General features: G+C 61.2%; 21 protein-coding genes, 1 tRNA gene and 1 pseudogene. 10 read left to right on the forward strand and 13 right to left on the reverse strand.

Annotation, left to right across the window (positions count from 1 at the left end; translation table 11 throughout):
- The coding region (locus GQ57_RS15915; protein WP_034198366.1) for an ABC transporter ATP-binding protein at positions 1–822 on the forward strand (822 nt) is incomplete at its 5' end.
- A gap of 205 nt (positions 823–1,027) precedes the next feature.
- Here the strand turns inward: GQ57_RS15915 and GQ57_RS15920 are convergent.
- Together GQ57_RS15920 and GQ57_RS15925 are read right to left on the reverse strand one after the other, a co-directional pair.
- Entirely contained in the window at positions 1,028–1,522 is a 495-nt protein-coding gene (locus tag GQ57_RS15920; RefSeq protein WP_031403576.1) for a hypothetical protein, read from the reverse strand.
- The gene (locus GQ57_RS15925) at positions 1,519–2,070 is read right to left on the reverse strand and encodes a hypothetical protein (RefSeq protein ID WP_052001334.1); all 552 of its coding nucleotides are present in this window, start codon (positions 2,068–2,070) and stop codon (positions 1,519–1,521) included. The genes GQ57_RS15920 and GQ57_RS15925 overlap by 4 nt, the downstream gene beginning before the upstream one ends.
- A gap of 286 nt (positions 2,071–2,356) precedes the next feature.
- Here GQ57_RS15925 and GQ57_RS15930 point away from each other — a divergent pair, with 286 nt between their 5' ends.
- From GQ57_RS15930 to GQ57_RS15940, 3 genes are all read left to right on the forward strand, one after another.
- Positions 2,357–2,569, forward strand: coding sequence for a hypothetical protein (locus GQ57_RS15930; protein ID WP_031403574.1), 213 nt, complete (start codon positions 2,357–2,359; stop codon positions 2,567–2,569).
- A gap of 143 nt (positions 2,570–2,712) precedes the next feature.
- Positions 2,713–4,134: an alpha,alpha-trehalose-phosphate synthase (UDP-forming) gene (gene otsA / locus GQ57_RS15935; RefSeq protein ID WP_034198367.1), complete on the forward strand. Its 1,422-nt coding sequence runs from the start codon at positions 2,713–2,715 to the stop codon at positions 4,132–4,134.
- A gap of 13 nt (positions 4,135–4,147) precedes the next feature.
- The gene (locus GQ57_RS15940; protein ID WP_152603270.1) at positions 4,148–4,720 is read left to right on the forward strand and encodes an AAA family ATPase; all 573 of its coding nucleotides are present in this window, start codon (positions 4,148–4,150) and stop codon (positions 4,718–4,720) included.
- A 34-nt stretch (positions 4,721–4,754) separates the two neighbouring features.
- On the opposite strand, the gene GQ57_RS15945 is transcribed toward GQ57_RS15940, so the two are convergent.
- Together GQ57_RS15945 and GQ57_RS15950 are read right to left on the reverse strand one after the other, a co-directional pair.
- Entirely contained in the window at positions 4,755–6,122 is a 1,368-nt protein-coding gene (locus tag GQ57_RS15945; RefSeq protein ID WP_034198369.1) for an MFS transporter, read from the reverse strand.
- Between the two features lie 159 nt (positions 6,123–6,281).
- The gene (locus GQ57_RS15950) at positions 6,282–6,662 is read right to left on the reverse strand and encodes a DUF5594 family protein (RefSeq protein WP_031403570.1); all 381 of its coding nucleotides are present in this window, start codon (positions 6,660–6,662) and stop codon (positions 6,282–6,284) included.
- Between the two features lie 117 nt (positions 6,663–6,779).
- On the opposite strand from GQ57_RS15950, the gene GQ57_RS15955 reads away from it, so the two are divergent.
- Positions 6,780–7,181, forward strand: a complete 402-nt coding sequence (locus GQ57_RS15955; protein ID WP_034198370.1) for a hypothetical protein — start codon at positions 6,780–6,782, stop codon at positions 7,179–7,181.
- A gap of 197 nt (positions 7,182–7,378) precedes the next feature.
- On the opposite strand, the gene GQ57_RS39500 is transcribed toward GQ57_RS15955, so the two are convergent.
- The gene (locus GQ57_RS39500; protein WP_075123117.1) at positions 7,379–7,678 is read right to left on the reverse strand and encodes a hypothetical protein; all 300 of its coding nucleotides are present in this window, start codon (positions 7,676–7,678) and stop codon (positions 7,379–7,381) included.
- 148 nt (positions 7,679–7,826) lie between these two features.
- On the opposite strand from GQ57_RS39500, the gene eco reads away from it, so the two are divergent.
- Positions 7,827–8,327 (forward strand): serine protease inhibitor ecotin, encoded by a 501-nt coding sequence (gene eco, locus GQ57_RS15960; protein ID WP_034198371.1) that lies wholly within the window; start codon positions 7,827–7,829, stop codon positions 8,325–8,327.
- A 30-nt stretch (positions 8,328–8,357) separates the two neighbouring features.
- On the opposite strand, the gene GQ57_RS15965 is transcribed toward eco, so the two are convergent.
- On the reverse strand, positions 8,358–8,972 hold the full coding sequence (locus GQ57_RS15965; RefSeq protein ID WP_034198372.1) for a TetR/AcrR family transcriptional regulator: 615 nt from the start codon (positions 8,970–8,972) through the stop codon (positions 8,358–8,360).
- A gap of 115 nt (positions 8,973–9,087) precedes the next feature.
- Here GQ57_RS15965 and GQ57_RS15970 point away from each other — a divergent pair, with 115 nt between their 5' ends.
- A complete protein-coding gene (locus GQ57_RS15970; protein ID WP_034198373.1) occupies positions 9,088–9,828 on the forward strand; it encodes an SDR family NAD(P)-dependent oxidoreductase in 741 nt (246 codons plus the stop codon).
- A gap of 43 nt (positions 9,829–9,871) precedes the next feature.
- On the opposite strand, the gene GQ57_RS15975 is transcribed toward GQ57_RS15970, so the two are convergent.
- Both GQ57_RS15975 and GQ57_RS15980 read right to left on the reverse strand, forming a co-directional pair.
- Entirely contained in the window at positions 9,872–10,204 is a 333-nt protein-coding gene (locus GQ57_RS15975) for a hypothetical protein (protein ID WP_034198374.1), read from the reverse strand.
- Positions 10,205–10,406: 202 nt separating this feature from the next.
- Positions 10,407–10,483: transfer RNA gene (locus GQ57_RS15980), tRNA-Met, on the reverse strand.
- A 241-nt stretch (positions 10,484–10,724) separates the two neighbouring features.
- Here GQ57_RS15980 and GQ57_RS15985 point away from each other — a divergent pair.
- Positions 10,725–11,060 carry a hypothetical protein gene (locus GQ57_RS15985; RefSeq protein ID WP_052001335.1) on the forward strand — a complete coding sequence of 112 codons (336 nt, stop codon included), beginning with the start codon at positions 10,725–10,727 and terminating at the stop codon, positions 11,058–11,060.
- A gap of 669 nt (positions 11,061–11,729) precedes the next feature.
- Here GQ57_RS15985 and halB read toward each other — a convergent pair.
- The 5 genes from halB to GQ57_RS16000 form a co-directional block, all read right to left on the reverse strand.
- Positions 11,730–12,422, reverse strand: coding sequence for an anti-phage Hailong system nucleotidyltransferase HalB (gene halB / locus GQ57_RS41740; RefSeq protein WP_152603271.1), 693 nt, complete (start codon positions 12,420–12,422; stop codon positions 11,730–11,732).
- Positions 12,422–13,612, reverse strand: coding sequence for an anti-phage Hailong system effector protein HalA (gene halA, locus GQ57_RS39505; protein WP_442856734.1), 1,191 nt, complete (start codon positions 13,610–13,612; stop codon positions 12,422–12,424). The genes halB and halA overlap by 1 nt, the downstream gene beginning before the upstream one ends.
- A 177-nt stretch (positions 13,613–13,789) precedes the next feature.
- On the reverse strand, positions 13,790–14,365 hold the full coding sequence (locus GQ57_RS15990) for a recombinase family protein (protein WP_034198375.1): 576 nt from the start codon (positions 14,363–14,365) through the stop codon (positions 13,790–13,792).
- A gap of 42 nt (positions 14,366–14,407) precedes the next feature.
- On the reverse strand, positions 14,408–16,621 hold the full coding sequence (locus GQ57_RS15995; protein WP_034198376.1) for a S8 family peptidase: 2,214 nt from the start codon (positions 16,619–16,621) through the stop codon (positions 14,408–14,410).
- Entirely contained in the window at positions 16,611–17,711 is a 1,101-nt protein-coding gene (locus GQ57_RS16000) for an AAA family ATPase (protein WP_034198377.1), read from the reverse strand. The genes GQ57_RS15995 and GQ57_RS16000 overlap by 11 nt, the downstream gene beginning before the upstream one ends.
- A 325-nt stretch (positions 17,712–18,036) precedes the next feature.
- Here GQ57_RS16000 and GQ57_RS16005 point away from each other — a divergent pair, with 325 nt between their 5' ends.
- A complete protein-coding gene (locus GQ57_RS16005; RefSeq protein WP_235215075.1) occupies positions 18,037–18,894 on the forward strand; it encodes a hypothetical protein in 858 nt (285 codons plus the stop codon).
- A 296-nt stretch (positions 18,895–19,190) separates the two neighbouring features.
- Positions 19,191–20,320 (forward strand): annotated as a pseudogene (locus GQ57_RS39510) (IS3 family transposase).
- Positions 20,321–20,564: the final 244 nt, after the last annotated feature.

Raw genomic sequence — 20,564 nt, forward strand, 5'->3', positions numbered from 1 at the left:
CCGACGATCCTGCTGATGGACGAGCCGTTCTCGGCGCTCGACGTGCTGACGGCCGAGACGCTGCGTACCGACCTGCTCGATCTGTGGACGCAAGGGCGCATGCCGATCAAGTCGGTGTTGATCGTCACGCACAACATCGAGGAAGCGGTGTTCATGTGCGACCGCATCCTCGTGCTGTCGTCGAATCCGGGCCGCGTGATCGCCGAGATCAAGGTGCCGTTCAAGCATCCGCGCAACCGGCTCGACCCGGCGTTCCGCAAGCTGGTCGACGACATCTACGCGAAGATGACCGCGCGCCAGACCAACGAGGCGACGAAGAAGGGGCTGGAGCTCGGCAGCTGGCTGCCGCAGGTGTCGACCAACCTGATGGCCGGCCTGATCGAGACGCTCGCGATGGCGCCGTACCACGGCCGCGCGGACATGCCGGAAATCGCGCGCACGCTGCATCTGGAAGTCGACGACCTGTTCCCGATCGCCGAAGTGCTGCAGTACCTCGGCTTCGCGGACGTGCGCGAAGGGGACGTGTTCCTCACGCCGCCGGGGCGCGTGTTCGCGGAATTCGGCACGCAGGAGCGCAAGCTGATGTTCGCGGATCACCTGCTGAAGCACGTGCCGCTCGCCGCACGGATCAAGAAGGTGCTGAACGAGCGTCCGGGCCATCGCGCGCCGCGCGTGCGCTTCGAGCAGGAGCTGGAGGATTTCCTGTCGGACGGCGCGGCAGAGGAGACGCTCGACGCGGTGATCGACTGGGGGCGCTATGGCGAGATCTTCTCGTACAACGACCAGACGGAGATTTTCAGTCTCGAGGACGTCGAGTCCTGAAGCCGGCGAAGCATTCGGGCGCCTGTTGCCCGGATGCCGGTTCCGCGCTGCGAGCTGGCCGCTTCGCGTCGGCGCGGCTTCACGCCGGCTGGCGCAAGGCCGGTGCAACGCATCCGTGCGGCTGCCCGGCCGATGCGACGCCCGCGGCGTGTGGGCGCTCCAGCGGGCGCCCGTGAGCGAGAACAACGGGTGACGCGTACACCCCTTACTGCAGATTCCCCCACCGGTCGACCGCCGGCTCCGCCGCCGCCCACTTCCAGCGGGTGCCTTGCTGGCACGCGCTGGCGAAATACCAGTCGGCCTTGTCGCCGTCCTTCACCGAGAACGCGAATTCCTTGCACAGCGCGAGCGCCGATGAAAACGCGCGCGTGACGCGCACTTCGCCTTCGCCGTTTTCCAGCGGAAGCATGTTCTTCACCTTCCACGGCTTCACTTCGCCGACGGCGAGGCTGCCGGCCGTCTTCGCGATGGCATCCTGCTGGTTCTGATGGAGTTGCTTCATCGTGCGGTTGACGGCTTCGTCGGTCGCGGCCTGCACGGCAATCCCGACACCGACGCCCACCGCGGGATTCGCGGTGACGAGGCCCGTCGCCGCGCCGGCAAGCGCGCCGCTCGCCGCGCCGACCGATCCGCAGCCCGACAGCGTGGCCGCCGCCGCGCAAAGCGCGCCGACTGCCGCGATACGCATCGCGACGCTCATTGCAGCGCGCCCCAGCGTTCGGTCGCCGGCTCGGCCGACGCCCATTTCCACACGGGGCCGTCACGGCAGATCGTCGCGATGTAGAACGCCGATTGCGCGGCCTTGTCGGCCTTCGCCGGCGTGTCGACCGCGAACACGATTTCCTTGCAGTCGAGCGGGCCGATGCTGATCATCCGGCTCACCGTCACGCGACCCTGCTCGTCGTCCTCGATCGGAAACGAGTGGTGCGTCGACCACGGCGCGACGCCGCCCACGTCGAGCGGGCCGGCCGCCTTCGCGATCTGTTCCTGCGAGTAGCGGTGCGCGACGCGCTGCGTGTACTGGACGCCCGCCCGCGCGCCGGCGACGGCGCCCAGGCCGATACCCGTCGCGACGGCGGCGTTGCTGGTGACCTTGGACGCGATCGCGGCGCCCGCGATACCGGCGCCGGCGGTCGCACCTTCGCTGTACAGCGAGTTGCAGCCGGACAGCAGTGCGGCCGCGGCGGTTGCGGCCAGCACGACGCGCGCCGGCATGCCCCGGCGCGTCGATTCGAAGCGAATGTTCATCCCTGAGTGCAAGTCCTGTCTGGGTGAGCGGCAACGCATGCGCGCCCTCATGCCGCGTCATTGTTTCGCAATTGTCATAGGAAAAATGCAAAGCTTTGACAAATCGCCGGACGGCAAGCCGCGTGCGCGCGCGGCGCCATTGTCGGATAGATGGATGGCGAGGGGTCGAAACGTTACAAATTGAAGGTAATTGTTACCTTGGCGGGCGAGAAAGCGACCTAGACTCTTCATTCATGGAATGTTTCTACGACGGCCCCGAGCCGCGCCGCATATGAGACACCCAGCCATGCGCCGTTCGAAACGGCATTCGCCCCGGCCGCTCGACACGGGGGCCGGCCAACCGGGAGCGGATCGGCCGCATCAGCGAACCGATGCGCCGTCGGCCCCGCCTGCCGGAGCGCCCGCGGTGACGCCGTCCGACGGCGATCACAACCAGGGCGGTGCTCGCCCGGAAGGGCTCGACTATCAACGCGACCTCGGCCAGGAGCAGGACGCCTGATGTCGTGGTCGTCGCATTTCACCGCCGTATTTCATTGCACGTCCCGGATCTGAATCTCCGCGCGGCCGCCGTCGGGCCGCCGCGTCCGCCTTGGCGCGCGCCGCGCGCCAGCCCATCGCATCGCATCGAGGAGGGGAAGCCGCATGAGCAGATTGATCGTGGTATCGAACCGTGTCGCCGCCGGCGAGGACACGCGCCCGAGCGCGGGCGGCCTCGCGGTCGGCGTGATGGACGCGCTGAAGGAAACGGGCGGCGTCTGGTTCGGCTGGAACGGCGAGATCGTCGGTGTGCCCGACACCGAGCCCGCGATGCAGCGGGACGGCAACGTCACCTATGCGACGGTCGGGCTGACCCGGCGCGACTACGACCAGTACTACCGGGGTTTCTCGAACGCGACGCTGTGGCCGGTGTTTCACTATCGCGGCGATCTGGCGCGCTTCGACCGGCGCGAGTATGCGGGCTATCTGCGCGTGAATGCGATGCTCGCGAAGCAGCTCGCCGCGTTGCTGCGTCCCGACGACCTGATCTGGGTGCACGACTACCACTTGTTGCCGTTCGCGCACTACCTGCGCGCACTCGGCGTGAAGAACCCGATCGGCTTCTTCCTGCACATCCCGTTCCCGTCGCCCGACATGCTGCGTCTCGTGCCGCCGCACGAGGAACTCGTGAAGTTCATGTGCGCGTACGACGTCGCGGGCTTCCAGACCGAGGCCGACAAGCAGGCATTTACCGACTACATCGAGCGACGCGGGATCGGTGCGGCGAGCGACGACGGAATGCTGCATGCGCACGGTCGCGTCGTGAAGGTTGCCGCCTATCCGATCGGCGTGCATCCTGACGCGATCGCGCAGGCGGCCGTCCAGTACGGCGCGCGCAAGCCGGTGAAAATGCTGCGCGAGGCGCTCGACGGACGCCGGCTGGTGATGAGCGTCGACCGCCTCGATTATTCGAAGGGGCTCGTCGAGCGCTTTCAGGCGTTCGAACGGATGCTCGAGAACGCGCCGGGCTGGCAGGGGCGCGTGTCGCTTCTGCAGATCGCGCCGCCGACGCGCTCCGACGTGCAGACCTATCAGCACATTCGCGAAACGCTCGAAGGCGAGGCCGGCCGCATCAACGGGCGCTTTTCGCAACTCGACTGGACGCCGATCCAGTACCTGAACCGCAAGTACGAACGCAACCTGCTGATGGCATTCTTCCGAATGTCTCAGGTTGGCTACGTGACGCCGCTGCGCGACGGGATGAATCTGGTTGCCAAGGAGTACGTCGCATCGCAGGATCCCGCCGATCCGGGCGTGCTGGTGCTGTCGGAGTTCGCGGGCGCGGCGGCCGAGCTGACCGGCGCGCTCCTCGTCAATCCGTACGACCTGTCGCAGATGGCCGAGGCGCTCGAGCGCGCGCTGTCGATGCCGCTCGCGGAGCGGCAGGCGCGGCACGCGGAGAACCTCGCGCGGCTGCGCGAACGCGACTTGTCGGTCTGGCGCGATACGTTCGTCGCCGACTTGCGCAGCGTCGCGGCCGCCGCATCGGTGACGCGGCGCGTGGGCCGGCGGGTCGCACATGCATGAGCGCGGGCAGGGCATGAGTGCCGCGGACGATGCGGCAGACGGGGCCGCCGGCCGCTTCTTCGTCGTGACGGGCGGCCCGGGTTCGGGCAAGAGCACGCTGCTCGACGCGCTGGAGCACGCGGGGTTTGCACGCTCGCAGGAGGCCGGGCGGGGCGTGATTCGCGACCAGATGGCCATCGACGGCCAGGCACTGCCGTGGCGCGACCCGGCCGCGTTCGCCGAACTGATGCTGGGCTGGGAGATGCGCTCGTACCATCTCGCGCGGCACGCGCGCGGGCCGGTGTTCTTCGATCGTGGCGTGCCGGACGTGGTCGGCTACCTGCGGTTGACGGGGCTGGCCGTGCCCGCGCATGCGGACGCCGCGGCCCGGCGGTTCCGCTATCACCGGCGCGTGTTCATCGCGCCGCCGTGGCCCGACATCTACGCGCAGGACGCCGAGCGCCGGCAGGATTTCGCGGAGGCCGTGCGCACTTACGACGCAATGGTCGAGTGCTATACGTCATATGGCTACCGGCTGGTCGAACTGCCGCGCGCGAGCGTGCAGGCGCGCGTGCGCTTCGTGATGGAGGCGCTCGACGCCGCGTGACGATGTGCGGTGGCGAAGGCGGCGCGCGGCGGTATCAGGTCGCCGCGTCCGGACGCGGCGACGCGATGCGCAGCATGCTGACGAGCGCCGCGACGGCCGCGAAGGCCGCGGCGGCATAGAGTGCAATCGTCGGCCCGCGATCGGGCACGAGCCCGAAAATCAGTGCGACGAGCGCGGCGCCGAGCGTCTGCCCGGTCAGACGGGCGGTGCTCAGCATGCCGCCCGCGCCGCCGCTGCGTTCGCGCGGCGCCGATGACAGCATCGCGCGGTTGTTCGGTGACTGGAACAGCCCGAAGCCCGCGCCGCACAGCGCCATCCGCCATACGATGTCGACGGTGCCCGGGTGCGCGCCGATCGTCGCGAGCGACAGCAGCCCGGCCGCGAACAGCGCGAGCCCGATCCCGCCGAGGATGCCGGCCGAATAGCGGTCCGACAGCACGCCCGCGAGCGGGGCGGCGAACACGATCACGAGCGGCCACGGCGTCATGTACAGCCCCGTCTCGACCTGCGAGAAGCCGAGCGAGTTCTGCAGCCAGAACGGCAGCGCGACGAACGCGAGCATCTGCGACGTGAACGACGCCATCGACGTACAGACGGACAGCGCGAACATCGGGATGCGCATCAGGTCGACCGGCAGCAGCGGCGCCGGCTGCGACAACTGGCGCTTCACGAAGAAGTAGCCGATGACGGACGCGACGGCCAGCTCGGCCGCGACGTATGCATGGCTTTCGCCGTGGCCGAGCCCGTCGACGGCGGTGATCAGCAGCCCGAACACGCACGCGTTCATCAGCGCGCCCGGGATATCGTACGGCGCGTCATGCAGCGGGTTGGCCGGCAGCGCGCGCAGGCTGCCGAATACCGCGGCGATGCCGATCGGCACGTTGACCGCGAAGAGCCACGGCCACGACGCGAACGACAGGATCGCGGATGCGACCGTCGGCCCGATCGCCGACGACAGCGCCACCACCATCGCATTGATCGACAACCCGCGCCCGAGCATCGACGACGGGTAGATCATCCGCACGAGCGCCGCGTTGACGCTCATGATGCCGGCCGCGCCGAACCCCTGGATCACGCGCATCACGGCCAGCATCGGCAGCGAGCCGGATAGCGCGCAGCCGAGCGATGCCGCGGTAAACAGCGCGAGCCCGGCGATGTAGATGCGTCGATAGCCGATGCGCTCGCCGAGCGACGCGAGCGGCAGCAGCGTGATCGTGACCGCGAGCTGGTAGGCGTTGACGATCCAGATCGACGCGGCGTCGGACGCATGCAGGTCGCGTGCGATCGTCGGCAGGGCGACGTTCGCGATGGCGCCGTCGAGCACGGCGAGCGTGATGCCCAGGGCGACGCAGAGGATCGCCCAGTAGCGTTGCGGAAGCGGCAGGCCGGTATCGGCGTTCATGACGGGACCGAAAGCAGGGTTGTGTGCGCGCCGGGTTGCCGGTTGCGTGCGCAACCATGCAGACGGGTGGAGGCGGCGATGAGCGGCCCGGCCGGCGCGGCTGCGCCGGTCCGGGGCCGGTCGAGTGTATCACCGGGCCGCATTGCGCGACGCCGGCGCTCAGCCTTCGAAATCGAGGCCGCCGAGCCGCACGAGCGGATCGGCCTGCGTGCGCGACGCGAGATCGATGTCGCGCGCGCCCTGCCACGCGCCGAGCTTCTTCGGCAGCGCGGCCAGGTAGTGTTCGAAGCGTTGCGGACCGTCCGGCTCCATCAGCCGTTCGATTTCGTCGGTATCCCAGGTCAGCTCGAGGTTCAGCGGATGCACGAAGCCGCTCACGTGCTCGTGCGGCGCGCTGCGGATCTGCACGCACGTCGGGTGTCCGTGACCGCCGTAGGGGACGACATCGGTCAGTACGTGATCGGCGAAAACGGCGGCGATCGCCTGGGCGATGCGCGGTGCGAATTCGGTATCGAAACGGCGGGCGGTTTCGGGCTGCATGACGGCGTCTCCTGTATGCCGAAAATCGTAGCACGGCGGCGGCACATTTCGGTGTGCGTGACACGCGTAATGGCGCGTTACCACTTGCTGCATCTATTACCGTCGCGTGCGGCCACAATGCATCGCATCCAGTACCGCTTCGCGTGGGAGCCCATCATGAAAAAAATTGCCGCAGTGTGTGTCCTTGCCGGTTCGCTTGCCGTGGCGGGGCCGGCGTCCGCGCACGGCAGCGACGGCGGCGCCATCGTTGGCGCATTGATCGGCGGCGCGGTATTGGGCGCGATCGTCACGTCCGCGATGAATCCGCCCGTCGCGTATCAGGCGCCTGCGTACCAGGCACCCGCTTATCAGCCGCCGACCTACTACCAGGCGCCCGCGTACCAGCAGCCTGCGTATCCGACCTACCAGCAGGCGCAATACCAGGACGACGGCCCGAACTATTGCTACGACCGCTACCAGCGCGCGTACGTGTGCGGCGCGCCCGTGTCGGGCGGCTACGCACAACCGGCGGGCTGGTAAGCGGGCCGGCGCGCGCCGCGCGAATCGTCGGTGCCGGCCGGCGCACACCGACGTCTGCCTTGCTGCACCCGATGACAAAAGGCCCTCGCTGCATGCGAGGGCCTTGGTTTTTGTGCGGCCGTTCGTTTGCTCGCGTGACGCGCCGATCGTTAGCGGCCGGCGGCCCGTATGCGGATACAAACGGTTGCAAATGCACGTCAGTGGCGATGGCCACCACCACCTCCGCCGCCGCCGTTCCAGTCGCCGCGGCGTCCACCGCCGTGTCCCCAGCCGTTGCCGCGGTTGCCGTCCCAGCGAGGGTAGTCGCGTCGGCCGCGATCCCAGTTGCGTCCGCCGCCACCGCCCCAGATATTGACCGTGCCGTACACCGGTGACGGGCCGTACGCGTAGCCGGGCGACGCGTAGTAGGGCTGTCCGTAGCCATATCCGGCATCCGGGGCGACGACGCAACCGGCCAGCAGGGTTGCGACGCCGGCGGCAGCAATGAGCTTCAGCATGATGTTCTCCGTTGGTCGCCTTATAAGTACCGCGCAAGGAGATTGCAGGCTGTTTGCAATTGTGTCGTCAAATTACGGCGCCGTAAGGTTGTGCGGTGAAAGTGTTAGCATCCTGGGCTCATTTGTTCTGTTTTTCGGGAGTACATCGATGAAATTCGCGATCCGGGCCGCACTGGCCGCCTTCTGCGTGACGACTGCCGCTGTCTGCATGGCAGGGCCTGCCTCGGCGCCCGCCGTGACGGCCGAGTCGATCAAGATGTTTCCGCAGGCCGCGGCCGGCCAGCAGCGTGTCGTGATCGCGCTGCCCGCGCTCGAGAACGAGGGCGATGCGCGTGTCGAACTGATGATCGGCAAGACGCTGCAGACCGACTGCAACCAGCAGTGGTTCGGCGGCGAGCTGACCGCCGAGGACGTGAAGGGCTGGGGCTACACGTACTACCAGCTGACCGACGTGAAGGGGCCGGCATCGACGCTGATGGCTTGCCCGGGCCAGGCGCCGCAGCAACGGTTCGTGCAGGTGCGCAACGACGGCCAGCTGCTGCGCTACAACAGCCGCCTGCCGCTCGTCGTCTATGTGCCGGACGGTTTCGAGGTGCGCTATCGCGTGTGGCATGCGTCGCAGGACGTGCAGCACGCGGCGAAGCAGTAACGCGTTGGTGCGGCTGCGCGTGGTGTGCCGCTACGCGCTGCCCGTGCCGACGAGCGCTGGCCACGCAGCCAGTGCGGCCAGCGCGATGGCCTCCAGGTCGCGACGGCTCGCGCCGTCACGTGCCTGGATCGACATGCCCTGCTGGACCGTCACGTAGTACCGCGCGATCGCGTCGAGGTTCGCGTGCGCCGAAATCTCGCCGGTCTCGACGCCTTGCCGGAGGCGCTTGTGCAGATAGCCGACCGTGCCTTCGCGCATGGCGATCAGTGTCTGCCGGACCGTATCGGAGCGCTCGGCCGGATGCAGTGCCGACAGCACGACCAGGCAGCCGGCCGGTTTCGACCGCCGCGTGAACACGCGTGCGGTATTGATCAGGTAGTGGCGCACGGCGTCGTGCGCGCTCTCGGCCTTCTCGACGTCATCCCAGATTTCCCGCGCCTCCGTTGCGCCGTAGCGCTCGAGCGCCTGCCGGAACAACGCTTCCTTGCTGCCGAACGCCGCGTACAGGCTCGGCGACGCGATGCCCATCGCGGCCGTCAGGTCGGTCATCGACGCGCCCTCGTAGCCGAGGCGCCAGAACACCTCCATCGCGCGATCCAGCGCCGCTTCCTTGTCGAAGCCTCTTGGTCGGCCCCGTTCAGCCATTGCGTCCGCTCCTTCGTCGATATCTGTATCGATCGATAAAATAAATCATTTGACTGTGGCGCACAACTCGCCACATTCTGTGTCGGTCGATACATAAATCAGGAAAGGAACCGACATGACTCGACTTCAGGGCAAGCGCGCGCTCGTCACGGGCGGCAGCCGCGGCATCGGGGCGGCGATCGCGCAACGGCTGGCGGCTGATGGCGCGGACGTTGCGATTACTTATGAGAAATCGGCTGAGCGGGCGCAGGCCATCGTCGCCGGCATCGAGGCGATGGGCCGCCGGTCCGTCGCGATCCAGGCGGACAGCGCCGATCCGGCTGCCGTGCGGGATGCGGTCGATCGCGCGGCCGAGACGCTCGGCGGTCTCGACATCCTCGTCAACAACGCGGGGATTTTCCAGGGGCGCGCGCTGAGCGACTTGACGTTCGACGATATCGACGCGACGCTGAATGTGAACGTGCGCGCGGTGATCGTCGCGTCGCAGGCCGCGGCGCGGCATCTTGGAGAGGGTGGGCGCATCGTGTCGATCGGCAGTGGCCTCGCGACGCGCGTGCCCGACGCGGGAATGGGCCTCTATGCGGCGAGCAAGGCCGCGCTGATCGGCTGGACGCAGGGGCTCGCACGCGATCTGGGCCCGCGCGGCATAACCGCCAATGTCGTGCATCCGGGTTCGACGGACACCGACATGAATCCGGCCGACAGCGAACATGCGAACGCGCAGCGTTCGCGGATGGCGATTCCGCAGTACGGCAAGGCCGACGACGTAGCGGCGCTCGTGGCGTTCGTCGTCGGTCCGGAAGGCCGGTCGATCAATGGGACCGGGTTGACGATCGACGGCGGCGCGAATGCTTGAATGCGCACACCCGGCGTGATTGGGCCGGGCGGCACGGCATTCGTTATCGGCAGCCGAGCCGTCGATGCTCGGCTTCGAGGTTGGCCCGCCTGTCGTAAGCGCGCAGTTCGTTGCGTGGCTTGCCGTCCGGGCTGATGCCGCGCACGATCTTCTGGCCGCGATCGGGCGTGTGTGTGACGGCGTCGATGCCGGTGGCCAGTTCGCGGCAGCGCGAGTGGGATGGCGCGTTTTCCTGGTGCGGTGTTGCGGCACTCGTGATGTTGGCGACGCCAGGGCTGACGTAGCGCTGCGTGGCGGGCGAGGTGGGGGTGTCGGTGGCGCTGGCCGTGGCAGGCAGGGATGAAAACGCGACGAGTGCCGCGATCGTTCGAACCATTGGCGAAATCCGGATGCTGGAGAAAGTTCGGAATTCTACGCAATTGCGGGCGGGGGGATGTGGCCGGTGGACTCAATGCGGTCGTGTGTCGCAGGTCGTACCTGCGGCTGGAGTGCGCCACTGTTCGAGCATAACGCCGTGTGCGAGCTGGACGCCCGGACAGCAAAAAGCCCGCTTGCTTTCGCAGAGCGGGCTTCGGTATTGGTTGCGGGGGTAGGATTTGAACCTACGACCTTCGGGTTATGAGCCCGACGAGCTGCCAGACTGCTCCACCCCGCGGCGCGTAGTGTACTGGGGTAGGTGCGGGGAGTCAAACGATCTTTGATTTGCGTCGAATGGAAGCCGCGGTTTACCGGCGGGCTCGGCACGCTTCGTGAAGGCCGCGCAGAAGGGTGAACTGCCCATGAAAGGTCAAACCTGGCCGATCGACAACGGTCGGTAGATCGTCAAAAATCACGATTCGCTCCGCACACCGTGAAGAGCCCGCGTTTGAATGAGAAAAATAACGGAGTAGGTTCGAATGAGCTTTCACACTCAGGTTTCGGTTCATCCGTTCGATGGTGAGCCGTTGAATGTTGCCAGCGTCCGTGAGGAACTCTTGAGGTTTCTTGACGAATATTCGCTAAGCCACGACGTATTGACCAACCTCACCGAAGCATGTGGTTCGGCGCTACCAACGTCAACGCTCTTCTTTCTGAATAGCATGGCGATCGTCATGCTGTTCGACAAGTTGGCTTCATGCCTACCGAATGCGTCGTTCGCAGTAAAGGGCTCTGGCGAGGATCACCGCGATGTATGGGTGCGAGAGTATGCCGACGGAGTGGCCACGTTCGAAGCAGGGCCGTTCGACGAGTAAGCTGGTGGCAGTCCAACATCGTCGCGCCCCGGCCGTCGCCGGTGGTGGGGCGGAAAGGGTTAGTTGGTGCGGGCGGCGGATGCGTTGTCGAGCGGATGCGATATCTGCGCGTCAGTGAGCGGCATTGTGGGTATCTGCTGATACCAACGAAAATCTCAACGCCTTTTCCGACCGTTACTACAGCCTCGGGTAAGGCTGGGAGCTAGAGCGGCACCAGACGGGGCGATTGGGGGATGGCTGAGAGTTTGACTGGTCCCCGACAGAATTCATATCTCTAAGCTGGCAGGGAGTCGTGGCCTATATCTAGGCGCATATACCAACAGAAATACCAACAAACGCCTCCGCATAGGCGGTAGGGGCGCTGCGTAGGCATCGTTTGCCGCTGGAAGCAAAAAACTTTGGAGAGTTGGAGACAAGCACGTTTTTTCGCTTGTCAGCCTTGTCTGGTAAGGATTCGACTATCTCCAAGTCTATCTCCAAGACACACACTTTTCTGGAGATGACTTTGGAGACACACGGCCGGGCTGCCGGCGTTTGCTCGGCCACTGGAACATTTCGCGCAAAGAGCCTCCCGTGCCGCCGCCTCCACACGGTGAGCTGGGCCTCAGAGAAATCTAGTATTCGCAGTCTTCACAGGGACTGGCATGTATGAGTGCAGTCATGGGGGGATTAGCTGTATCCGTTTCCGACGGAATTTACGCGTAGCGCAGAAATGGTTTTTATTCCCATGACATTATTGCTTCGCACGAAATGCGCAGCGTAACCGTCGAGTGTCGATGGCTCCGTAAAAATCGGGCGTGGTCGACCAAAAGTATTCAAGAAATTGTTCAGATATTTCGTCGTGATCGGATCGTATTGGTCACTGTCCTTGTTTTCAATCAATATAACAGTCTCTAGGGATCCGGTTAATTTGCTCAATTGTCGCGCAGAGAAAACGGGTGTGCGTGCTTCCGCAGATAGGGCGATCAGAATAGTTCGCACACACCAAGCAATGCGTCGATTAAACAGTGTGTAGTTTCTAAAAATTCTCTCCGCATCTAGGATGAACCAAGCGAGATCGGATGCAAGCTGGATTTCTGATTCATAACTTGGCTTGAATGTAAATTTGTCGCGCAGCTTGGGTAATTCTCCCGTGTAATCGAATAAATCCTTGGATTCGCGTACGATGTGCAGCATGTATAGATCTCCGTTCTCGGCGCGGGTATGTGCCAAATCACGGGGGTAACATGCAATATTAATATTATTCCGTACGATCATTCTGTAGTCGGTTTCGCTTGTTATCGCGAAAAGGTCTACATCTGAGTCGGGGTTTTGATCTGCGCGTGCGCGACTTCCGTATAGGGCAAGAGTCAAAATCGACATTATCGGACTCGGCTAATTCTGTTTATAACGGTCGGCACAAAGATTGCGTACCACCAGAGGCCTAAGAGAGCGTTAACGCCATAAACGATCTGTGCCGGCCAAGTCGATTGCTCGCTGGCGTGTTTTGTGTATCCAACGAGCAGAGTCACATCGAACGATGTCATGGCTGCAAGCTTGGCAGTAGATGATATGCCTGTGAGGAAATAGATCAGCGCGAAGATGCAAATTAATGCAAAGCCTACGATTGCAGGTCTAGCTAAACTATAACCCCACGCGTTGATGGAGCCTGATAGTTTTAAGATCGTGCTTTCGGTGTCGAGAAGAGCGATTATCCATATGGATTTCAATTTCGTTGCGGCGCTCTTTGTGGTGTCTCTATCGTAGGCCGCACGAACTCTCCTTGAGTGGAGTGAGTGCGTTAGATATGTCTTTACTGCTTCGTAATAAACGAGATCGTCACTATTGCGTTCGCTGCTTGATAGAATTGCTCTCGATAGTTTGACCTTTGTTTCTTCAAGTCGCATTATCTGATGCGCGGGGTTGGTGTTCCCGTGTTGCTTAAGTACGTCCTTGTCGGTGTTCGTGTAGGCAGAGAGTACGAAATCCCAAGGATTGGAAATTGTGGTGTCAAATAACTTTGTTTCTGTTCCGGATATCCCGATCTCTTCCCAGGAGCAGTCGATGAATTGACACTGTTCAAAGGTGGCTAATGTAAACGATGTGCGTGTAAATTTGCATCTGGAAAATTTAATATTTTTCCAGTTTGAATATCCTAAGTCGGTGTTGATGAATTCGCAACCGGTGAACGATAAGTCCATCGTTGTGAAATTTCCCTGAAAATCGCAATTTGAGAACTTGAAATTCTTCATGGACCATCGCGATGTGAGTTTGGAACTCATTATGTCTATCAGAGATTCCGCATCGCAAAGAGAGTACTGGACGCCCGTAACGTTCTTTGTGTCCCAGTCAAATCGATTGTTCGTTCCCTTAAAGCTGGGGTTAAACAAGGGATCCCAGTAACTTTCGCGACGCTTTCTGCGCACTGTGGCTCCGGACCTTCCCGAGTTCGCCGACTGGGTTGCCGCTTGCGGTGCAGGTATTGGTGTAGACGCGCTGTTCATAGGGACGGAACTCGATGAGTGTTTCTTGCCGCCGTTGGGTTGGTGTCGAGAGTTGTTGGGAGGTCTCATGCGGTGGTCGCTGGAGCGCTTGTTTTGTCAGTATTGAGCACGATGCGATTCTACCTGCACATATTTCTGTAGTACGGGGCGGGGCGTTCGACAATGTAGCGACCCTGATGCCGCGGCCCGCATGGGAGGGAAAAAGGCGCCTTCCCGGCCTGACGCAATGGCTTGTTCCGTTAGGCGTTACGTCGCGGCGCGAACTCGCATAATCGTTTGACGACTTGTAGCGTACCGCTTCGCGAGGCTTGCCACGCTCGCCCCGTCGCTCAACTGCTGGCGGACCTCGTTCTGTTGCTGAATGGTCAACACGGACGGGCGCCCCATAGCCTTACCTTCCGTCCTAGCTCGCGCAATACCCGCTTGTGTTCGTTCGATTAGTAAGTCGCGCTCAAACTCGGCAACCGCATTCAACACCTGCATTGTCATGCGGCCGGCGGCACTGGTTAAGTCAACTCCGCCAAGCGCCAGGCAGTGAATCCGAATGCCTCGATCTGCAAGCGCTTCAACGGTCGCGCGTACATCCATCGAATTTCTGCCTAGACGGTCGAGCTTCGTCATAATCAGCACGTCGCCTTCTTCGAGTTTGAGAAGGAGTTCGGCAAAGCCGGGCCGCTGTCGAGCAGAGACGCTGCCAGAAATAGTCTCGGTAACGACGCGGCGCTTGTCGACAGAAAAGCCAGCTGCCTCGATCTCGCGCAATTGATTGGCCGCCGTTTGGTCGGTTGTACTCACGCGTGCGTATGCAAATGTTCGGGACATGCTGGGTCTCGGATGTGTTCGAAAGGGAACGGTTTCGGACATCTATGTTCCAAGGCTCGTGTCCACGTCGAGATCCACCTGAAGCTGAACGGGGACAAGGACTGGATAACGCTGGCGGATCAAGTCATACACGTTCGGGACGCCTTTCGCAGTCACGGTAACGACCAATGCATATTTCACATCCGGTGCCGACGAGGCCGGGACACTGCGGCTGGCGTTGCGAGCGTGATACTCGATGTCGAATACCGGGTCGGCAAGACCTGTTGGTTCTTCAAACGTCTTCTTCCGGTGCAATGTCGTTTCCCACTTATGAGCGCTATCTCGTTGCTCGCGTTCAGATAGGTAATACTGGGAGCGAAAGCCGAAGAAATCTGAAGCGGTCTTGTCTCCGATTCCCTGTTGCTTCCGAAACTTAACGCTCATGCCGGAACGAGTGTAGTTAAGTGCATGCTCGGGATCGGTATGCGATTGAATGCAAAGCGTCGCCGAGATCGTGACGGAGTCGGGAAGTACCACATTCGGAAAGGGGACCGGGCAGCGGCGATATTGGTTTTTCGCTAGGGTGCCTTGGAAAATGATCGTGGCCGACTCGTCGTCGCATTCCAAAAGACGCATAGGGTCTTCTACAAAGCGGCCCCAACCCACTTCTTCGCGTGCAGCGCGCGGGCGACGTTCTGCCCAGTGAATCATTAGTGCTTTGAGCGCCGTCGCTGTCATTTCATATGCGGTAGACACGGCCGTTCCCGCCGCCGTCCGCAGTGTCAAAGGGGACGCATAGCTCGTGCCTTGTACGCCCACGACTGAACTCAGAATCGGACTGTAGACGAGGAACGGCTGTTTGCCGGTGCCTCCGAACGCTATGCCGTCAGGCTTTACGAATCCCGGGCTTCGACCGGGCCCAACACAACTATAGGGTGCCCGCCCCCATTTCGGACCTGGAGAGTCTGCTGCCCCAACCGCAATCGCGTTCACCATGTCGCTTGGTGGTTGGATGCGGTTTGCGCCTTCGATATCCCCGTCATTGCCGACGGCGACAGTCGCAAAAATTCCGTGTCGTGCGCATAGCTGATCGATTGTTGCCGTCCAAGCGTGGACCTCGTCATCTGCGATTGGCATACGCGGTCCGATGCTGAAATTCGCAAACTTATATTTTCCAGTTTCGAGGGCTGCTTTGATTCTGTGAAGGACGTCGAATAGATCGGGGTCCCTGCCGGACGTAGGGGATAGCACTCGAAAGTGATCGACATTCATGTATGGCCGTGGCAGTCCTTTCCCGGTGACGGAACGTCCAAACAGAAACGTTGACGTCACTTCGCTGCCATGCAGTAGCAGCGAGCCGTGCGTACTTTGTGTTTCGTCGTAGACGATCTCGTTTGCCCATGTCGCGAGGTCGGACGTGCCGAGCCCGCCATCAAAGATGGCGGCCCGCCTTGATGGGTCAAGTGCAGGTGCTTCGGGAAAGGCCGGAGGCGGCATCAGAACAGTCTGTCGCGGTATGTTCGGTAGTGCCTCGCGAATTTTTGACATCGGCCGCGCGACTCGAAGGAACGAAAATTCAGCAATCGCTCTGAGCGCATCGCGAGTCGCATTTACCGGTAAGAACGTAAGACCGCCGACGCGAATTCGGCGGGCAAGATCAACGCTCGCAGATAGCTCCTTCGCAAAATCGGCAAAGGCTACAACGATATCCTCCTCGTCCGCGCCAGCGTGAAGCGCAACCTCGAATGCGTGCGAATTCGCATCTTGCGGGATCGCGCCGCGCAACTTCTCTTCCGGGGTTATCCACCGAACAGTCTCGATCTTAAGCAGGTCGGTGGCGACTCCCTTTGGAGGTTTCTCTGCGAACAAGAGATCCTTGAAGCGATCAATGCCGCGCACGTCTCCGGCTACGAAAAGCGATGCCGTTGCTTGCTTGTTGCCCTCGCGTGCCGTTCGCGTCGATTTGCGGGGGACGATCTCTACCTCTTTGCTTCCCACGTCGCGAAGCCCGCTTCTTCTCAGTGCCTTGGTTGGATAGTAAGACCTTCCAAGAAACGCCGGATGGAGAATCAATTCAAACACCCCTTCCTGGCGCGGCTTCGCATCGCTTCTAAGCGTCTCCAGCGACTTTCGGATGAACTCCAGCGGAGCTTGAACTGCATTGCGTATTTCGCCGATTTCGTATGGCCAAGTCTTATTATTCGGCCCTCGGTCGATAGCACTGTTCGATTCAAGTGCTTCGCCGCCTCCCAGCAAAATATTCTTCTTAGTGGTCATTGCTCTTTTCCTGTTTCAACGCTTTCAAGATGCGACCAACTGTCGGGTGGGAAACGCCGACAGCTTCGGCAATCTTTCGTTGGGAGTAACCTTGGATCGCAAGCTGAAGAATTTGCAGCTTTCTGGCTTCGCCGTCCAGTCGCCCCGCAGCTAAGAGCGATTGTAATGCGATATTCACAATCGCCTCGTTTGCCGAAATGTTGTCGAGAATGGCTTGCTTTCGCGAGGCATCCACCAGCCGTCTGACATCAGCGAAGGAGTACCCCAAAATGATTGGGGCTAGTTCATCTGCGATAACTTCCCCGATTCCCTCTGATCGAATGAACTGCCTAATTGTGTCAGCGTCCGGTGTGCCGAAGTCCATGACCAAGTCGAATCGTCTCCAGACGGCAGGGTCCAGGATTTCCGGATGATTTGTTGCAGCAACTAAGACCGAGGTCGACGGCCAATCGTCTATCGCCTGAAGAAGCACGGTTACGAGACGCTTGAGTTCTCCGACATCTTTGTCGTCGTCACGTTTCTTCGCGACGGCGTCGAACTCGTCTAGCAACAAAATGCAAGGAAAGCTTCGAGCGTAGTCAATGACCGACTTGATGTTTGCACCGGTCTTGCCGAGTAGGCTGGACATGACTGTGGCGAGATCCAGGGTCAAGACCGGCAGCTTCAATTCGCGGCCTAACCAATGGGCGGCCAGTGTCTTGCCAGCGCCGGGTGGTCCTTTAAAGAGCAGTGCGTGTATCGGTTCTAGTCCTGCTGCAATCAACTTTGAGGCTTCCTTCCTCTCCCGAATAACCATGTTTAGCGACGCCTCAATCTGTTGCGGCCAAATTGGTTCTTCGGCGAGAACAACAGACTGCACCTCCCGGAGCAATTGACGACGGCTGTCGCTATCGACGGGCGGCGGTTGAATGACGCTGCCGCGCGTTGCAGTGTCTGAGGACAGAACTTCCGCCAGCCGTGCGGCCTCGTCAGGTTGCCTTCGTCGCAAGCTGCTAACAATCTTTCGCGATATCAGGGCGAACCCTTGCGCGTTCCCTCGTAGCCCCTGTTGCATAAGGCTAAGAAGATCGTGTTCTTCAATTTGTACCATTTTTATGCCTGATGTTCCGATGTTTTGTGAGAATGGTACATTATCAACGGTCCTTGTACCACAAAATTTACCAATGCAACTAACCGACATTTGCTGCCTTGAGAATGCGTCGGAGCCGAGGTGATGGCACCTCAAGCCATGAAGGGCGGCAACGTTTCTGATCGCATGGTGCGGTTCGGTGGCGGACGTACATAGCAGCCTTCGGCCTGGTTTCTGAGTCGTGGGACAATGTCTGCCGTCGAGCCTAGGGCGGCCACCCGAAAACCGGATGCCTTCACCGGCTGGCTCGGTGTTCTTTGTGAAGGGCGCATATGAAGGATGCGCGATGAATCTGGATTTTTGCTGCGGCGTGCCTGATCCGGTGCGACAGGCATGCACGGGCGTGTGTACCGCCGATACTCCCTATCGGGAATTGAGTGTTGTGGCGGCGAAACGGCTCGTCACCGATCGTCGGATGGAGACGTTTTACCGGTCCGAGTCACTTGGGTGGGCCCGTGGGCCGAATGCCGATATCGCATGGCGGCTTTGGTTCGACGCGGCACTGGATGCCGCGAACGCTGATGAAGATGCGTCGCGCGAAGCCATCAAGCGGCAACGGGCTAATGTGTCGGAGCTTGTGCGAGTACTCGATGCGGCTCGCGATCTTCTTAACGAAATCGAGCAGGACGAGACGGCTGCGCCTATTTCAATACCAATAGAGTTCACCGATGTTCTGCATCTCCTTGATGCAACCGCTCAGCATCCAGGAATTGTGGACGGCTGCGATAGGTCGAGATATGAGGCGAATGCGCGTCCACGCCTCGATGAGATATTTCGCTTTAATGGTAGCGCTGCTTGCTTTATTCCATCCGTTGCTCAACTTATAACCGGGTTGTCGGCGAGCGCATTTGGTCTGCAGGCGCAGCTAGATGATCGTGCGACGATCCCTTGGCGCGGGCAATTTGCAGCTGACCAATTTACATCGCAGAAAAGCAACAAGTATCGAGCCTACGTTCGCAGCGTTGATCGGGCTATGTGGGAGCTGCGATTCGAATACACCGACGAAAATCAGGCGGAATGTTGGCGGCTTCCTGACTCGCTCCTCGCAATTCAGTGCAAAGTAGCTTTGGGTGAGAGTGACTTGGAAGGGTTTGTTGAGCGTATGCGGAAGCATCGGCTGAGTTTCGAGAGCGATGAGTTATAGGCCGGAAGATTTTTAAATCGAAACGGAAAAAACAATCCGTGTTTCGTTTCGATGTGCTCCCTTAAATTGCAGGCTGTCGATGCCAATGGTGGCACAGACATGCTTAAGGGAGCACAAATGCCCGTAAAGAACGTCCCCACGCTGCCTAGTCCGGCCGCGCTTCCGCTTGACGGTCTCTCTCGCTGGGAAAGTCTGCGTTCGTCCATCCAGTTGTCCTGATCCGCTTTAGGAATTCTGGACCAATCTGAGAGCGAGTTTTACGGCAAACTTGACCCTGAACCAGGAGGTGGTTTGCCATGAAACGGAAGCGCTTTTCGATCGAACAGATTGTGGCCGTACTGAAGCAAGCAGAGCTGGGGATGCCGGTAGCGGATCTGATCCGTCAGGTCGGGATTTCCGAGCAGACGTTCTATCGGTGGAAGAAGCAATACGCGGGAATGCAGTCTGATCAGGTGCGCGAGCTCAAGCAGTTGCAGGATGAGAATGCGCGGCTGAAGAAGCTGGTTGCCGAACTGAGCTTGGACAAGGCCATCTTGCAGGACGTTGCTTCAAAAAAGTGGCCCCGCCCGCGCTGAGACGAGACGTGGTGGATTACGCGGTAAGCCACTACGGATTGACGATGAGGCGGGCCTGTCGGCTCGTGAAGCAACCGCGCAGCGTTCAGTACTACAGAAGCGTCAAGGACCCTCGCCCAGAGCTGCGCTAACGTATGCGCGAGATCGCATATACGCGTGTGCGTTACGGGTATCGACGTGTCGACGTACTGCTGCGCCGGGAAGGCTGGCAGTTGGGTCGAAACCAGGCGTACCGGTTGTATTGCGAAGAGCGGTTGCAGTTGCGCTCGAAATTGCCGAAGCGACGAAAGATGGTGGTGACGCGCGTGGCGAAGATCGTGCCGGTCAGGCCAAACGACGCTTGGAGTATGGATTTTGTGGCTGACCAGCTTGCTGATGGCTCGAAATTTCGCACTTTGACGATCGTGGATGTGTTCACGAAGGAGGCGTTGGCGATCGAAGTCGGGCAACGCTTGATAGGCGAACACGTGGTGTCAGCATTGAACCGGATCGCCGCTCGGCGCGGCGCCCCGCGGCATCTGTTTGTCGACAATGGCAGCGAATTTTCCGGGCGGCTGCTCGATATGTGGGCGTACCACTACCGAGCAAAAATCGACTTCAGCAGGCCCGGCAAGCCGACGGACAATTGCCACATTGAGACGTTTAACGGATCATTCCGCGACGAGTGCTTGAACCTACATTGGTTCGAAACGCTGGGCGAAGCCAAAGCGATCGTCGAGGCCTGGCGCCGGGACTACAACGAGAGCCGTCCTCACTCTGTTCTCAAAGAGTTGGCACCAGCTGAATTCGCCCGTCAGCTGGTGCCTTTGCCGGGTTCAACCAGACCCGAAACGCCGGAAAACTCGCTCTAGATCTGGTCCGGGAAACCCAAGCGGATCGCGATGCTTTGGCCGCGGCAATTCCTCCCATTTGGATGACGTGAACGGCAAACCGGCCGGGTGGACACCCTGAAGGGCAGGACTTGGCTGCAAAGAGTGTTCGGTCGTAATAAGCGAACGAGAATGTGACCCACGATGCCAAGCCAAGGACCGGTGACATACCGGCCCTTGACGGTCGTCTCTTTCCTTTTCCGGCAATCCGCCTGCGTTGCGCACG

This window comes from Burkholderia sp. MSh2, assembly GCF_000731655.1.
Lineage (GTDB): Bacteria > Pseudomonadota > Gammaproteobacteria > Burkholderiales > Burkholderiaceae > Burkholderia > Burkholderia paludis.

Excerpts from the sequence above, each read along its gene's own strand:
- GQ57_RS15920 (WP_031403576.1), bottom strand. The coding sequence starts at position 1,522 with ATGAGCGTCGCGATGCGTATCGCGGCAGTCGGCGCGCTTTGCGCGGCG.
- GQ57_RS15925 (WP_052001334.1), bottom strand. The coding sequence starts at position 2,070 with ATGAACATTCGCTTCGAATCGACGCGCCGGGGCATGCCGGCGCGCGTC.
- GQ57_RS15940 (WP_152603270.1), top strand. The coding sequence starts at position 4,148 with ATGAGTGCCGCGGACGATGCGGCAGACGGGGCCGCCGGCCGCTTCTTC.
- otsA (WP_034198367.1), top strand. The coding sequence starts at position 2,713 with ATGAGCAGATTGATCGTGGTATCGAACCGTGTCGCCGCCGGCGAGGAC.
- GQ57_RS15945 (WP_034198369.1), bottom strand. The coding sequence starts at position 6,122 with ATGAACGCCGATACCGGCCTGCCGCTTCCGCAACGCTACTGGGCGATC.
- GQ57_RS15965 (WP_034198372.1), bottom strand. The coding sequence starts at position 8,972 with ATGGCTGAACGGGGCCGACCAAGAGGCTTCGACAAGGAAGCGGCGCTG.
- halB (WP_152603271.1), bottom strand. The coding sequence starts at position 12,422 with ATGTCGATTTTGACTCTTGCCCTATACGGAAGTCGCGCACGCGCAGAT.
- eco (WP_034198371.1), top strand. The coding sequence starts at position 7,827 with ATGAAATTCGCGATCCGGGCCGCACTGGCCGCCTTCTGCGTGACGACT.
- GQ57_RS15970 (WP_034198373.1), top strand. The coding sequence starts at position 9,088 with ATGACTCGACTTCAGGGCAAGCGCGCGCTCGTCACGGGCGGCAGCCGC.
- GQ57_RS15985 (WP_052001335.1), top strand. The coding sequence starts at position 10,725 with ATGAGCTTTCACACTCAGGTTTCGGTTCATCCGTTCGATGGTGAGCCG.
- GQ57_RS15955 (WP_034198370.1), top strand. The coding sequence starts at position 6,780 with ATGCATCGCATCCAGTACCGCTTCGCGTGGGAGCCCATCATGAAAAAA.
- GQ57_RS15995 (WP_034198376.1), bottom strand. The coding sequence starts at position 16,621 with ATGACCACTAAGAAGAATATTTTGCTGGGAGGCGGCGAAGCACTTGAA.
- GQ57_RS15930 (WP_031403574.1), top strand. The coding sequence starts at position 2,357 with ATGCGCCGTTCGAAACGGCATTCGCCCCGGCCGCTCGACACGGGGGCC.
- GQ57_RS16005 (WP_235215075.1), top strand. The coding sequence starts at position 18,037 with ATGAATCTGGATTTTTGCTGCGGCGTGCCTGATCCGGTGCGACAGGCA.
- GQ57_RS39500 (WP_075123117.1), bottom strand. The coding sequence starts at position 7,678 with ATGCTGAAGCTCATTGCTGCCGCCGGCGTCGCAACCCTGCTGGCCGGT.
- GQ57_RS15950 (WP_031403570.1), bottom strand. The coding sequence starts at position 6,662 with ATGCAGCCCGAAACCGCCCGCCGTTTCGATACCGAATTCGCACCGCGC.
- halA (WP_442856734.1), bottom strand. The coding sequence starts at position 13,612 with ATGAGACCTCCCAACAACTCTCGACACCAACCCAACGGCGGCAAGAAA.
- GQ57_RS15975 (WP_034198374.1), bottom strand. The coding sequence starts at position 10,204 with ATGGTTCGAACGATCGCGGCACTCGTCGCGTTTTCATCCCTGCCTGCC.
- GQ57_RS16000 (WP_034198377.1), bottom strand. The coding sequence starts at position 17,711 with ATGGTACAAATTGAAGAACACGATCTTCTTAGCCTTATGCAACAGGGG.
- GQ57_RS15990 (WP_034198375.1), bottom strand. The coding sequence starts at position 14,365 with ATGTCCCGAACATTTGCATACGCACGCGTGAGTACAACCGACCAAACG.